The sequence below is a fragment of the Citrobacter sp. CK185 genome (genome assembly GCF_030333565.1).
In the GTDB taxonomy this organism is placed as follows: Bacteria; Pseudomonadota; Gammaproteobacteria; order Enterobacterales; family Enterobacteriaceae; genus Citrobacter_B; species Citrobacter_B koseri.
In genome coordinates, this window is record NZ_JAOWFR010000025.1 from 414,766 (window position 1) to 428,192 (window position 13,427).

11 protein-coding genes are annotated in these 13,427 nt (G+C 53.2%); 3 read left to right on the forward strand and 8 right to left on the reverse strand.

What is annotated here, in order from left to right:
* Positions 1-28 precede the first annotated feature (28 nt).
* Both OGV79_RS14570 and fabA read left to right on the forward strand, forming a co-directional pair.
* A complete protein-coding gene (locus OGV79_RS14570) occupies positions 29-1,789 on the forward strand; it encodes an AAA family ATPase (RefSeq protein WP_275375667.1) in 1,761 nt (586 codons plus the stop codon).
* A gap of 68 nt (positions 1,790-1,857) precedes the next feature.
* Entirely contained in the window at positions 1,858-2,376 is a 519-nt protein-coding gene (gene fabA / locus OGV79_RS14575) for a bifunctional 3-hydroxydecanoyl-ACP dehydratase/trans-2-decenoyl-ACP isomerase (RefSeq protein ID WP_012132970.1), read from the forward strand.
* A gap of 142 nt (positions 2,377-2,518) precedes the next feature.
* Here fabA and rmf read toward each other — a convergent pair whose 3' ends face one another.
* The 6 genes from rmf to rlmKL form a co-directional block, all read right to left on the reverse strand.
* Entirely contained in the window at positions 2,519-2,686 is a 168-nt protein-coding gene (gene rmf, locus OGV79_RS14580; RefSeq protein WP_012905338.1) for a ribosome modulation factor, read from the reverse strand.
* A 256-nt stretch (positions 2,687-2,942) separates the two neighbouring features.
* A complete protein-coding gene (gene pqiC, locus OGV79_RS14585) occupies positions 2,943-3,506 on the reverse strand; it encodes a membrane integrity-associated transporter subunit PqiC (protein ID WP_012132972.1) in 564 nt (187 codons plus the stop codon).
* Positions 3,503-5,143: an intermembrane transport protein PqiB gene (pqiB, locus tag OGV79_RS14590; RefSeq protein ID WP_047457720.1), complete on the reverse strand. Its 1,641-nt coding sequence runs from the start codon at positions 5,141-5,143 to the stop codon at positions 3,503-3,505. Before pqiB ends, pqiC begins: the two co-directional genes overlap by 4 nt.
* 4 nt (positions 5,144-5,147) lie before the next feature.
* Positions 5,148-6,401 carry a membrane integrity-associated transporter subunit PqiA gene (pqiA, locus tag OGV79_RS14595; protein WP_047457723.1) on the reverse strand — a complete coding sequence of 418 codons (1,254 nt, stop codon included), beginning with the start codon at positions 6,399-6,401 and terminating at the stop codon, positions 5,148-5,150.
* Positions 6,402-6,415: 14 nt separating this feature from the next.
* Positions 6,416-8,323: an ABC transporter ATP-binding protein gene (locus OGV79_RS14600; protein WP_115181753.1), complete on the reverse strand. Its 1,908-nt coding sequence runs from the start codon at positions 8,321-8,323 to the stop codon at positions 6,416-6,418.
* A gap of 12 nt (positions 8,324-8,335) precedes the next feature.
* A complete protein-coding gene (gene rlmKL, locus OGV79_RS14605) occupies positions 8,336-10,444 on the reverse strand; it encodes a bifunctional 23S rRNA (guanine(2069)-N(7))-methyltransferase RlmK/23S rRNA (guanine(2445)-N(2))-methyltransferase RlmL (RefSeq protein WP_058668971.1) in 2,109 nt (702 codons plus the stop codon).
* Between the two features lie 153 nt (positions 10,445-10,597).
* Between rlmKL and OGV79_RS14610 the strand changes: the two genes are divergently transcribed.
* Positions 10,598-11,707: a YcbX family protein gene (locus tag OGV79_RS14610; protein WP_049009867.1), complete on the forward strand. Its 1,110-nt coding sequence runs from the start codon at positions 10,598-10,600 to the stop codon at positions 11,705-11,707.
* On the opposite strand, the gene zapC is transcribed toward OGV79_RS14610, so the two are convergent.
* Together zapC and pyrD are read right to left on the reverse strand one after the other, a co-directional pair.
* Positions 11,704-12,246, reverse strand: a complete 543-nt coding sequence (gene zapC / locus OGV79_RS14615) for a cell division protein ZapC (RefSeq protein ID WP_024130474.1) — start codon at positions 12,244-12,246, stop codon at positions 11,704-11,706. The two genes, OGV79_RS14610 and zapC, sit on opposite strands and share 4 nt — an antisense overlap.
* A 170-nt stretch (positions 12,247-12,416) precedes the next feature.
* Positions 12,417-13,427: a quinone-dependent dihydroorotate dehydrogenase gene (gene pyrD, locus OGV79_RS14620; RefSeq protein ID WP_214143892.1), complete on the reverse strand. Its 1,011-nt coding sequence runs from the start codon at positions 13,425-13,427 to the stop codon at positions 12,417-12,419.

The following is a 13,427-nucleotide window of genomic DNA, read 5'->3' on the forward strand; positions in this document are numbered from 1 at the left end:
TTTTACAACAGACTAAAAAACCTCAACTTTGACCATTACGAAACTTGCATGGCGTGATCTGGTTCCTGATACCGACAGTTATCAGGAAATATTTGCACAGCCACACTTTACTGACGAAAGCGCCACCCTACTCAGCGATATTCAACCGCGACTGCAATTTGCGCTGGAACAACTTCTTCAGCCCTGGGCGTCGTCCTCTTTTATGCTGGCGAAAGCGCCGGAAGAGCCCGAGTATCTCACTCTCCTTTCTGATGCGGCCAGAACGTTGCAAGCCGATGCCGGTCAGCTGACCGGGGGCCATTACGAAATTTCGGGCCACACTATCCGTTATCGCGCAGCAGAAAAAGCAGAAGACAATTTTGCCACGTCGGCGCAGGTTGTCAGCGCTGACTGGGTTGAAGCCGAACAGCTGTTTGGCTGTCTGCGCCAGTTTAACGGCGAAATTACGCTGCAACCGGGTCTGGTGCATCAGGCTAACGGCGGCGTTCTGGTGATCTCCTTACGCACCCTTCTGGCGCAGCCGTTGCTGTGGATGCGTCTGAAGGCGATTGTCAGCCATAACCGATTCGACTGGGTCGCGTTTGACGAGTCGCGTCCGTTGCCGGTCTCTGTGCCGTCTATGCCGCTCAAGCTGAAAGTCGTATTGGTTGGCGAGCGTGAATCGTTAGCCGACTTCCAGGAAATGGAGCCGGAACTGGCTGAACAGGCGATTTACAGCGAATTTGAAGACAATCTGCAAATAGTGGATGCCGAAACCATGACCCAGTGGTGTCAGTGGGTTCAGCACACGCTTAAACGCAATAATCTGCCAACGCCAACGCCTGATGCCTGGCAAGTGCTGGTACGCGAAGCCGTTCGCTACACGGGAGAACAGGACACGCTTCCACTGTGTCCGCTATGGATTTCCCGCCAGTTCAGAGAAGCCGCGCCGCTGTGCCAGGACGGGACATGCAGCGCCGAACAGCTCGCCCTGATGCTTGCCCAACGCGAATGGCGCGAAGGCTATCTTGCAGAGCGTATGCAGGACGAAATCCTGCAAGAGCAGATCCTGATTGAAACGGAAGGCGAGCGCATTGGTCAGATTAACGCCCTTTCCGTCATTGAATTTCCCGGCCATCCGCGCGCGTTTGGCGAGCCTTCACGCATCAGCTGCGTCGTTCATATTGGCGACGGTGAATTCACGGACATCGAGCGAAAAGCCGAGCTTGGCGGTAACATTCATGCCAAGGGGATGATGATCATGCAGGCTTTCCTGATGTCGGAACTACAGCTTGAACAGCAAATCCCATTCTCTGCCTCGCTGACCTTTGAACAGTCCTATAGTGAAGTGGATGGCGACAGCGCCTCAATGGCAGAACTGTGCGCATTGATCAGCGCTCTGTCCAATGTGCCGGTTAATCAAAATATCGCGATTACCGGTTCCGTCGATCAGTTTGGACGCGCTCAGCCTGTTGGCGGCCTGAATGAAAAAATTGAAGGCTTTTTCACAATTTGTCAGCAGCGTGAACTGACGGGTAAACAAGGCGTTATTATTCCGGCAGCTAACGTGAGACACCTCAGCCTCCAGCCTGCGCTGTTGCAGGCCGTGGAAGAAGAGAAATTCAGCATCTGGGCGGTAGACGACGTAACAGACGCACTGCCGCTTCTGCTTAATCTGGTGTGGGATGGCGAAGGTCAGACAACATTGATGCAGACCATCCAGGAACGTATTGCCCAGGCTACACAACAGGAAGGACGTCATCGTTTTCCCTGGCCGCTACGTTGGCTAAACTGGTTTATACCGAACTGATCGGACTTGTTCAGCGTACACGTGTTAGCTATCCTGCGTGCTTCAATAAAATAAGGCTTACAGAGAACATGGTAGATAAACGCGAATCCTATACAAAAGAAGACCTTCTTGCCTCTGGTCGCGGTGAACTGTTTGGCGCTAAAGGCCCACAACTGCCGGCACCAAACATGCTGATGATGGACCGTGTCATCAAAATGACAGAGACTGGCGGTAACTTCGACAAAGGTTATGTTGAAGCTGAGCTGGATATCAATCCAGATCTCTGGTTCTTCGGATGCCACTTTATCGGCGATCCGGTTATGCCGGGCTGCCTGGGTCTGGACGCAATGTGGCAGTTGGTTGGATTCTATCTCGGCTGGCTGGGCGGCGAAGGTAAAGGCCGTGCGCTGGGCGTAGGTGAAGTGAAATTTACCGGTCAGGTTCTGCCAAGCGCGAAGAAAGTGACCTACCGTATTCACTTCAAACGTATCGTTAACCGTCGTCTGATCATGGGTCTGGCGGATGGCGAAGTTCTGGTTGATGGCCGTCTGATCTACACCGCCAACGACCTGAAAGTAGGTCTGTTCCAGGACACGTCAGCGTTCTGATCGCGGACATCTCCAGGTCTGATAAGCGTTGCCACAAGCACGGCGTCATTGCCGGATGGCAGCATAACCACGTTATCTGACCTGCCTGTAAAAAGGCGAAACCTCCGCAGTGCGGAGGTTTCTTTTTTCTAAAGAGACAGAATCAGGCCATTACTACCCTGTCCGCCATGGCTTCTCGCCAACCTCCCAGCCAGTGCGACCTCTGATTCAGCGTCTGATAGGGACACATTTCTTTTGAGCGTCCGGCAATGCCGGCCTGATATCCACGTTGATGTGCCCGTTCCAGGCGATCTCGTTTTTGTCTCTTCATGCCTCGTTTCCCTCATCTTCATGTCTGGTGGAAAAGAAAACAGTGATTACGAAATGTGCAATCACAGTAAACGAATACCGCGAAAAAGTTGTCCCGTCAATGCGCAAAATTCACGCCATTGTCATATTTGTGAGCTACTCAATAAATCATTTGTACAAAAATTGTGAGCCAGAACAGCTATTTTCACCGGGCAGAAAAACAAAAAAACCGCCCCCGGCGACGTGCCGAAAGCGGTTAAATTTACAATATTTTTAACTTATGGTATTTGCTTCAGCGCCTGAGCGATAGCGGCGGCTTCCTGATTCCAGGCGGCTGCCAGCACCTTGACCATTTCGTCATACCCGTCCTGCTGCTGCGCGGTTTCGATGTGGAATGGGCGCTTAATCAACTGCCCCTGATGGTTCAGTAGCCACTCCCCGCTTACGATAACTTTGCCATCATAACGGCCATGAAATCCCGTCACCGTCACGTTAAGCGTATCCTGCACGCTGCCCAGCGGCTGTGAGGCAACCACCCAGCCCGGAAGCTGAGCGCTCAGATTCGCCACCAGCGTATTGCGCAACTGCTGGTCCAGCGGGCTGGCCCAAAGATTGTTACTCGCAATCACGTACTGCACATCACTGGTTTGATACACCACGCCGTTGCCCGCCAGGTAGTCCGGCACCGAAACCTGTTCCACCCACAATAAGCGGTTTCCCTGGCTTGCCGTACTCTGTACGCCCCCTTGCGCGACGGGTAGCTGGTAGTAGCTCTTGTTTTCTCCGCTACTACTACATGACGTTAACCAGAACGCCATCATCACCACTAGCCACTTTTTCATTGTTTCGCCCTCTTCGGCTCTGGATCTTTCTTGTCCTTCGCTTCAAATACCAGCGCGTTGCTCTTTTCGTTCAGCGTTTTCAATACCGGTTGCAGTTCGCGGAGAACCTGATCAAGACGCTGCATATCCGCCACCATCTTGTTATACGCCGCGGAGCCAGGCTGGAAGCCCTGCATGCTGCGGTTCAGTTCGCGCAAGGTGTTCTGCATATCCGCCGGGAGCTGCTGCATCGACTGGCTGGAGGTAATCTTGTTCATATTATCCAGCGTGGTTTGCAGATGCTTCATCGTCCGCTGGCTTTCCGACAACGTATTGGTCGCCTGTTGAATCATCGGGTTCAGCGGCAGGTTATTAATTTTATCCAGCGCTTCCATCAGACGCTGCTGGATTTGCGCCAGACCACCGCTTACCGTCGGGATGATCTGATAACCGTTAAACTCATGAATGCCCGTAATTGGCGGCTCTTTCGGATAGAAGTCCAGATCAACATACAGCGCGCCGGTCACCAGATTGCCCGTTTTCAGTGAACCGCGCAGGCCGCGTTTGAGCAGTTCGGCCAGATGCGCGCCGACATCCGTCTCTTCGCCCAATTGTGCTTTCAGGCGTTCCGGCTCAATGCGTACCAGCACCGGAATACGGTAGTCAGTGTTAAACACCTGACGCATATTCGGCGCAAAGAAAGGCACTTTGCTGACCGTCCCCAGGCGAATCCCGCGAAACTCCAGCGGTGCGCCCGGTTGCAGGCCGCGAATCGAATCTTTGAAGAACATCAGATAGTCGATGTGGTCGGTATACAGCGAATCCTGAATGCTTCGCTGATCGTCATACAGGCTGAAAGCGGTTTTTTCCGCAACCGGCTGCCCCAGTTCAAGCCCTTCCGGCACGTCAAAGCTCACGCCACCGCCAAACAGCGTGCTTAGCGATCCCATTTCAACCCGCATACCGGCAGAAGTCAGATCCACCGCAATACCGCTGTCCTTCCAGAAACGGACGTTGCTGGTCACCAGCCGATCGTTTGGCGCATTAATGAAGAGTTGATAGCTGATGGAGCGTTTTTGCGGATCGAAGGTGCTGGTTTCAACCGAGCCAACGCGGTAACCACGGAAAAGCACCGGATCGCCCGGACTGAGCTGCCCGGCTTTTTTGCTGTCAAGAATAACGCGGATGCCTTTCGCATCTGGCGGCGCCAGAGGTGGGGAATCCAGCAACTGGTAATCCTCCAGCCTGTTACCTTTCGTCCCCGGCTGCAACTCAATATAAGCCCCGGACAGCAACGTGCCTAAGCCGCTGATCCCTTCACGCCCGACCTGCGGTTTCACCACCCAAAAGACCGAATCTTTGTGCAGCAGTTTTTCCATGCCGGAATGCAATCTGGCCTTGATCTCTACATGCGTAAGATCGTCGGTCAGCGTCGCGCTTTCCACCACCCCCACATCCACGCTACGGCTCTTGATGGTGGTCTTACCGCCTTCAATACCTTCGGCATTCGTGGTGATCAAGGTGACTTCAGGCCCCTGATGGCTGTAGTGATAAAACAGCACCCATGCCCCAATCAGCGCAGTGACGATAGGGAATATCCACACGGGAGACCAGTTTTTTACCTTCTGCACTTTGGCTTCCCCATTTTTAGATTCCATACTGTCAGGACTCCTCATGGCCTGGTTCAGGTTCACGATCCCACGACAGACGCGGATCAAAGGTCATCGCAGAAAACATTGTCATAATGACGACTAAAGCAAACATCAATGCACCCATCGCTGGATAAATATTCATTAACCCCCCCATGCGCACCAGCGCAGAGAGTACGGCAATTACAAACACATCAATCATTGACCAACGACCAACAAATTCCACCACCTCATAAATCAGGTGCATTCTTTCACTGTCGCGTGTGCCATGCCCTTTCGCATCCCAGCACAGCCAGGCAATCGCAATCATTTTTAGCGTTGGCACCATAATACTGGCAATAAAAATAACCGCCGCCACCGGATAAGACCCTTCACTCCAGAGCAAAACGACCCCGGCGAGGATCGTAGAAGGCATCTTTGATCCCAATAAATCGGTGATCATGATCGGCATGATATTCGCGGGCAGATAAAGCATGATCGACGTAAATAACAGGGCCAGCGTCCATTGCAGGCTGTTTTTGCGTCGCACATGACCCTTTGCATGACAGCGCGGACACACTAATTCATTCTCCGGGAGAATGGCCGTACAACAGGAGCAGGAACGCAGTCCCTGGCGGATGCCGGTAACGCCAGGTTTCAGCGGCTGCGCCAGCACAGGCATCGGCGTAATATCGTCCCATAACCAACGGCGATCGACGCACTGAAACGCGCGCAATTGCAGGATGCAGAAGAAGCACCACGGAATAAAACTGCTTCCAACCCCGATATCCCCGTAAGCCATCAGCTTAACAAAACTGACCAGCACGCCTGCGAGGAAGATCTCCGCCATTCCCCAGGTTTTTAGCTGGAACAGCACGCGCGCCAGAACCTTTTTCACACGTAGCGGCAATTCGACACGATTCACAAGCAATAATATCGTCACCAGGCAAAAAGCCGGAACCAGCTGGACAAACAGCAAAAAGAAGGTGCCAAGGCTGGCGTAATTTTCCGAAAACATGACGCCGGGGATTTCAAGCAGCGTGACTTCGCTCCTCACACCCGCGACGTTCATATTCACGAAAGGGAAAAGATTGGAAAGCAGCAGCATAAACAACGCCACTAACGAATAGGCGGTGGGACGCTGCCTTGGCGCGTCCCACTCGGTCGTCAGCGTTGTGCCACATCTTGGACATGCCGCTTTCTGCCCATGCTCAAGGTGGGGCAACGCCACCAGCATGTCACATTGCGAGCATAAAATGTGCTTCGCAGCATGATGATGTTCGCACATATGCGCTCCTTTAATTATGCGCCATTCTTCAAGGCTTCAAGATACTCCCAGCGCTCAAAGGCTTGTTCAAGTTCCTGCTCTGCGTGGCTCAAATCGGCCAGAACTTTTTGCGTATGATCATGCGGTTGGCTGAAAAAGGCGGCATCCGCCACCTGCGCCTGCAACGCTTCCAGTTTGACCTCCAGCTCTTCCAGTAACTGGGGGAGCTGTTCCAGTTCGCGTTGCAGTTTATAGCTTAGTTTGTTACTGCCGCGCTTTACAATTTCTGCTTTCGGGGCAACCACTTCCTCAGTTTTCTTGACGACGGGTTGTTTAAACGCCAGATGCTGTTCCTGCTGACCACGCGCATCATGGTATCCGCCGACATAGCGACCAATCTTACCGCCGCCCTCGAAGATCCAGCACTCGGTCACGGTGTTATCCACAAACTGACGGTCATGGCTCACCAGCAGGACAGTTCCCTGATAGCCGTCAATCAACTCTTCCAGCAGCTCCAGCGTTTCAACGTCCAGATCGTTAGTCGGTTCATCGAGAATCAGCAAATTGCTGGGTTTCAGGAACAAACGCGCCAGTAAGAGGCGGTTACGTTCTCCGCCAGACAGGGCGCGAACCGGCGTCATGGCGCGCTTAGGATGGAACAGGAAGTCCTGAAGATAGCCCAGCACATGACGCGGCTTACCGTTAACCAGCACCTCTTGCTTACCTTCAGCAAGGTTATCCATCACGGTTTTATCGGGATCCAGTTCCGCGCGATGCTGATCGAAATAAGCCACTTCCAGCTTCGTGCCGACATGAATACGTCCGCTGTCCGCCTGAAGCTGACCCAGCATCAGTTTCAGCAACGTGGTTTTCCCGCAGCCGTTAGGGCCAATTAAAGCAATCTTGTCGGCACGCTGCACCTGCGCGGAGAAATCGTTTACCAGCTGCTTGCCGTCAACCTGATAGCTGACGTTTTCCATTTCGAAAACAATCTTGCCGGAGCGGGCCGCTTCTTCGACCTGCATCTTCGCCGTCCCCATCACTTCACGGCGTTCGCTACGCTCGCGGCGCATCGCTTTCAGAGCACGTACGCGACCTTCATTGCGGGTACGGCGCGCTTTAATGCCCTGGCGGATCCAGACTTCTTCCTGCGCCAGTTTGCGATCGAACTCAGCATTCTGTAACTCTTCCACGCGCAGGGCTTCTTCTTTCTCCAGCAGATACTGATCGTAATCTCCCGGATAAGAAACCAGTTTGCCGCGATCGAGATCGACGATGCGGGTAGCCATATTGCGGATAAACGAACGGTCGTGGGAAATGAAAATAATCGTCCCGTTGAAAGATTTCAGGAACGTTTCCAGCCAGTCGATCGTTTCAATATCCAGGTGGTTGGTCGGCTCATCCAGCAACAATACGCGAGGGTTGCTGACCAACGCCCTGCCCAGCGCCGCTTTACGCAGCCAGCCGCCGGAAAGCGAAGAGAGCGCCGCGTTAGGATCGAGCCCAAGCTGCGCCAGCACTTCATTAATACGGTTTTCCAGTTGCCACAGGTTGTGGTGGTCGAGCTGTTCCTGCACCCGCGCCATCTCATTGAGATTTTTATCGCTGGGGTCGGTCATCACCAGGCGGGAAATATCGTGGTAACGTTTCAGGTATTCAGCCTGCTCCTCGATCCCTTCCGCAACAAAATCATAAACGCTGCCTTCGACATTACGCGGCGGATCCTGTTGCAGACGCGCGACGATCAGATCCTGCTCATAAATGATGCGTCCATCATCCAGTCCCTGTTCGCGGTTGAGGATCTTCATCAGCGTTGACTTCCCGGCGCCATTACGGCCCACCAGGCACACGCGTTCGTTATCCTCGATATGCAGCTCTGCGTTATCGAGAAGCGGCGCGTCGCTAAACGACAGCCATGCGCCATGCATACTGATTAATGACATTTACTTTTCCTTTCAGGCTGCGGTAATCAGCCAGCAGTTGTGGATCTGACGATTACGGGCAAAGTCCTGAGAAAGCGTTTTTTGCGTAATTTCTTGTGCTTTCAGTCCCAGCGCCGCCAGGCCGTCCAGATCCATACGGAATCCGCGTTTGTTGTTGGAGAACATGATCGTGCCGCCTTTGCGCAGCAGACGTTTCAGATCTTTCATTAACACCAGGTGATCGCGCTGCACATCAAACGACTCGTCCATCCGTTTTGAGTTGGAGAACGTCGGCGGATCGATAAAAATCAGATCGAACTGTTCATTCGCCTCACGCAACCAGCCCAGGCAATCGGCCTGAATCAGGCGGTGCGCACGGCCGCTCAGCCCATTCAGACGCAGGTTGCGTTCAGCCCACTCCAGATAGGTACGCGACATGTCCACCGTAGTGGTGCTGCGTGCGCCGCCCAGCCCCGCATGTACGCTGGCGCTGCCGGTATAGGAGAACAGGTTAAGGAAATCTTTGCCTTTGCTCATCTGACCCAGCATCCGGCGCGCAATACGGTGATCGAGGAACAGACCGGTATCAAGATAGTCGGTCAGGTTAACCCATAAACGCGCGTTATATTCGCTGACTTCAATGAACTCACCCTTCTCGTTCATCTTTTGATACTGGCTTTTGCCTTTCTGGCGCTCACGGGTTTTTAACACCAGTTTATTCGGCGCCATCTCCAGTACCAACAGCGTGGCGGCGATGATGTCGAACAGACGCTGACGCGCTTTCTGCGCATCAACCGTTTTCGGCGGCGCATATTCCTGAATCACCACCCACTCGCCGTAGCGATCGACCGCCACATTGTATTCCGGCAGATCGGCATCATACAGGCGATAGCATTCGATCCCTTCCTGGCGCGCCCATTTCTCCAGCTTCTTAATATTTTTGCGCAGGCGGTTGGCGTAATCTTCCGCCACCGTCGCAGGCTTGCTGTCTGGCGTTTTTTCCGCCAGATGATAGTTTTTCTGCACGCAGTCCAGCGGGCCGTTTTTGGCTTTGAATTGCTTATCCGCGCGCAGTTGCAGGCAGTTCAGCAGATCCGGCGAGGCGCTGAACAGCGACAGGCTCCAGCCGCCGAACTGATTTTTCATGGTGCGCCCCAGCAGGCTGTGCAGCGCAATCAGCGCCGGTTCGCTGTCCAGACGCTCACCATACGGCGGGTTGCTGATTACCGTACCGTACGGCCCTTTCGGCAGCGGGTTGCTCAGTTGGGCGACATCTTTTACCTCGAAGGTAATCAACTCACCGATGCCTGCGCGACGGGCGTTGCTGCGCGCACGTTCAATCACGCGGGCATCGCTGTCAGAACCATAAAAATGCGAGCTATATTCCGCAAGCCCTTTACGGGCGCGGGTTTGCGCTTCTGCTTTGACTTCCTGCCAGATAGCCTCATCATGCTGCGCCCAGCCGCTAAAGCCCCAGTGACCACGATGCAGACCCGGCGCGCGATCGGTCGCCCACATTGCGGCCTCGATCAGCAGCGTACCGGAACCACACATCGGGTCGAGCAGCGGCGTTCCCGGCTGCCAGCCGGAACGCATCACGATGGCCGCCGCCAGCGTCTCTTTAATTGGCGCCAGACCGGTACGATCGCGATAGCCGCGCAGGTGCAGACCATCGCCGCTCAGATCGAGGGCAATGCTGGCAGTGTCTTTGTTCAGCCAGACGTTAACGCGAATATCTGGAGATTCACGATCGACATTAGGACGCGGCAGGTTTTTACGCGTGAACGCATCAACAATCGCATCCTTTACTTTCATTGCACCATACTGGCTGTTGCGAATGGTGTCGTTCAGCCCACTAAAATGCACGGCAAAGGTGGCGTCTGGATTAAAAATCTCTGTCCAGTTGATTGCCTGCACGCCGAGGTACAGGTCTAAATCGCTGTAGACCTTGCACTCTCCCATCGGCAGCATAATGCGCGAGGCCAGGCGGCTCCACATTAAACTCTGGTACACAAGCCGCGTGTCGCCCTGAAAATGGACACCACCCTGAACCACCTGGCAATCCGCAGCGCCCAGGTTTTCAAGTTCAGTTTTTAACAGCTCTTCCAGCCCGCGGGCCGTACTGGCAAACAGAGAATTCATATTGTCACTTTTACTCTAAGAAAATTGCTGCGCATTATACACAAAATCTTTCGCGTTGCCTCGCAGCGACAAGCGTGAAGGATGGGGCTTATATAGCTAATCTGGCGCTCATGTCATAAGATTGAAGGCTTATTTTCGTTCGAGGGCTGTACAGTGGTGACGTTAACCCGGCTTTTTATTCATCCGGTCAAATCGATGCGCGGCATCGGCCTGACGCATGCGCTGGCAGACATCAGTGGCCTGGCTTTCGATCGTATCTTTATGGTTACTGAACCTGATGGCACCTTTATTACCGCCCGCCAGTTTCCGCAAATGGTGCGCTTTACGCCTTCTCCGCTACACGACGGATTACATCTTAGCGCCCCGGATGGCAGCAGCGTGGTGGTGCGCTTTGCTGATTTCGCCGCGCAGGATGCGCCAACCGAAGTCTGGGGAAACCATTTTACTGCCCGTATCGCCCCGGACGCGATAAATCAGTGGTTAAGCGGATTCTTTTCCCGTGACGTGCAATTACGCTGGGTCGGCCCCCAACTTACGCGTAGAGTCAAACGCCGCGACGACGTGCCGTTGTCATTTGCCGATGGTTATCCCTTTCTGCTGGCCAACGAAGCCTCACTGCGCGACTTACAGCAGCGTTGCCCGGCTGGCGTGAAAATAGAACAGTTTCGTCCCAATCTGGTCGTTTCCGGCGCGGCGCCCTGGGAAGAAGACACCTGGAAAGTCATTCGTATCGGCGACGTCATCTTTGATGTCGCAAAACCGTGCAGCCGTTGTATTTTCACCACCGTCAGCCCTGAGAAAGGGCAAAAGCACCCAACGGGTGAGCCGCTGGCAACCTTGCAAACCTTTCGCACGGCGCAGGACAACGGCGATGTTGATTTCGGGCAGAACCTGATTGCGCGTAACAGCGGCGTCATTCGCGTAGGCGATGAGGTTGACATTCTCGCAACCGCCCCCGCCAAACCTTATGGCGCCGCAAATTCTGATGATGCGGTGGCGCCGGAAAAACAGCCTGATACAACAGTCACTATCGACTGGCAGGGGCAAACCTTTCGTGGGAATAACCAACAGGTGCTGCTTGAACAACTGGAGAATCAGGGTATCCGCATCCCTTATTCATGTCGGGCCGGGATCTGCGGCAGTTGCCGGATAACGCTGCTGGAAGGCGAAGTGAGTCCGCTGAAAAAATCAGCGATTAACGATGACGGAACGATTCTTAGCTGTAGCTGCGTGCCAAAAACCGCGCTCAGGCTGGGAAATTAAACCGCTTGTTCAAGGCTGAAGCTGGCGAGTCGCTGTTGCGGCTTCAGTCTGTCGTTCATGATCTTAATCGCATCGCCAAGCTGCATAGTGCGTCCAGCCACGACGACACCGGGCTGGGCCAGCAGGCACAGCGCCGCGTTTTCACCCGGCTCAACCACCAGTAAATTCACCTGCTCTTCGGTATCGCTAAGCCACACGCAGGCGGCATCACCCACCGTTGGCGTCCAGATCTCGCCGTGTGCGACAAAATGCCAGCTTTTTGGCATCTGTGGTTTCAGATAACGGATCGCCACCAGCGCATTGAGCACCAGTTCCGCTTTTTGTTCTTTCGATAATTCGAGGTCGCGACATTTTTCTTCAAAAGAGAAATAGAGCGCGGCGTCATCGACACAAAAACCAGACGGCGAAAATGCATCCGGCGTGAGCATTTTGCGAGCAAAGCGCGAGCGAAATAACATGCCATTGGCTAAATCGAGCATCATTCGGTCATGCTCTTCATCATAATACCAGCGCCAGTTATCGTCAGGTTTAATTCGCATTGTACTCTCTCCCGTTTCCATCACCCTGTTGCAAAAATGTCCTTTTTCACCGCTTCGTTTATTACCTTAATAAGCAAAGCCTAAAATGTTTAAATAAGCAACAATGAAGGAATATAAAACAACCAGGGCCGGAAATAAAGCCCTGGTTGTCTGATAATGAGAGAAAAGAATCAAATATGGGTAACGATTTCTTTAATCAGTTGCGGGCCTTTAAAAATAAAGCCGGAATAAATTTGTACCAGCGTAGCGCCAGCAGCCATCTTCTCACGCGCCGCGATGACAGAATCTATCCCGCCGACACCAATAATCGGTAACTGTCCTTTCAATTCCTGGGACAGTCGGCGAATAATTTCTGTACTTTTTAACTGTAATGGTCGACCGCTTAAACCACCCGCTTCATTGCAATTTTTCATTCCCTGAACCAGAGAACGATCGAGCGTCGTATTTGTCGCAATCACACCATCAATATTATGGCGAACTAAACTGTCGGCCACCTGGATCAATTCGTCCTCAGAAAGATCCGGGGCGATCTTTACCGCGATCGGAACATATTTATGGTGGATCGTCTGGAGATCATTTTGCTTATTTTTAATTGCCGTCAGCAAATCATCCAGCGCCTCGCCATATTGTAGCGTACGTAACCCAGGGGTATTTGGCGAAGAGATATTAATGGCGATATAACCGGCATATGCATAGACTTTTTCCATACAAATCAGATAGTCATCTTTGCCATTCTCTACCGGCGTATCTTTATTTTTGCCGATATTAATTCCGAGGATACCGTCGAAATGCGCTTTTTTGACATTCTCTACCAGGTTATCAACGCCCAAATTATTAAAGCCCATCCGGTTGATCAACCCTTCGGCATCAACCAGGCGGAAAAGGCGCGGCTTATCGTTACCAGGCTGAGGGCGCGGCGTCACGGTTCCGATCTCAATCGATCCGAATCCCATTGCGCCCAGAGCGTCGATGCACTCTCCGTCCTTATCCAGACCCGCAGCAAGGCCGAGCGGATTCTTAAATGTCAGCCCCATGCAGCTTACTGGCTTCGCAGGGACTTTCTGTCGGACAAGCGCTTCCAGCGGCGTGCCTGTTACACGGCGTAATTGCTGAAACGTAAATTCATGAGCGCGCTCTGGATCGAGCTGAAAAAGGGCTTTACGAACGAAGGGGTAGTACAT

Excerpts from the sequence above, each read along its gene's own strand:
- fabA (WP_012132970.1), top strand. The coding sequence starts at position 1,858 with ATGGTAGATAAACGCGAATCCTATACAAAAGAAGACCTTCTTGCCTCT.
- rmf (WP_012905338.1), bottom strand. The coding sequence starts at position 2,686 with ATGAAGAGACAAAAACGAGATCGCCTGGAACGGGCACATCAACGTGGA.
- pqiC (WP_012132972.1), bottom strand. The coding sequence starts at position 3,506 with ATGAAAAAGTGGCTAGTGGTGATGATGGCGTTCTGGTTAACGTCATGT.
- pqiB (WP_047457720.1), bottom strand. The coding sequence starts at position 5,143 with ATGGAATCTAAAAATGGGGAAGCCAAAGTGCAGAAGGTAAAAAACTGG.
- pqiA (WP_047457723.1), bottom strand. The coding sequence starts at position 6,401 with ATGTGCGAACATCATCATGCTGCGAAGCACATTTTATGCTCGCAATGT.
- OGV79_RS14600 (WP_115181753.1), bottom strand. The coding sequence starts at position 8,323 with ATGTCATTAATCAGTATGCATGGCGCATGGCTGTCGTTTAGCGACGCG.
- rlmKL (WP_058668971.1), bottom strand. The coding sequence starts at position 10,444 with ATGAATTCTCTGTTTGCCAGTACGGCCCGCGGGCTGGAAGAGCTGTTA.
- zapC (WP_024130474.1), bottom strand. The coding sequence starts at position 12,246 with ATGCGAATTAAACCTGACGATAACTGGCGCTGGTATTATGATGAAGAG.
- pyrD (WP_214143892.1), bottom strand. The coding sequence starts at position 13,427 with ATGTACTACCCCTTCGTTCGTAAAGCCCTTTTTCAGCTCGATCCAGAG.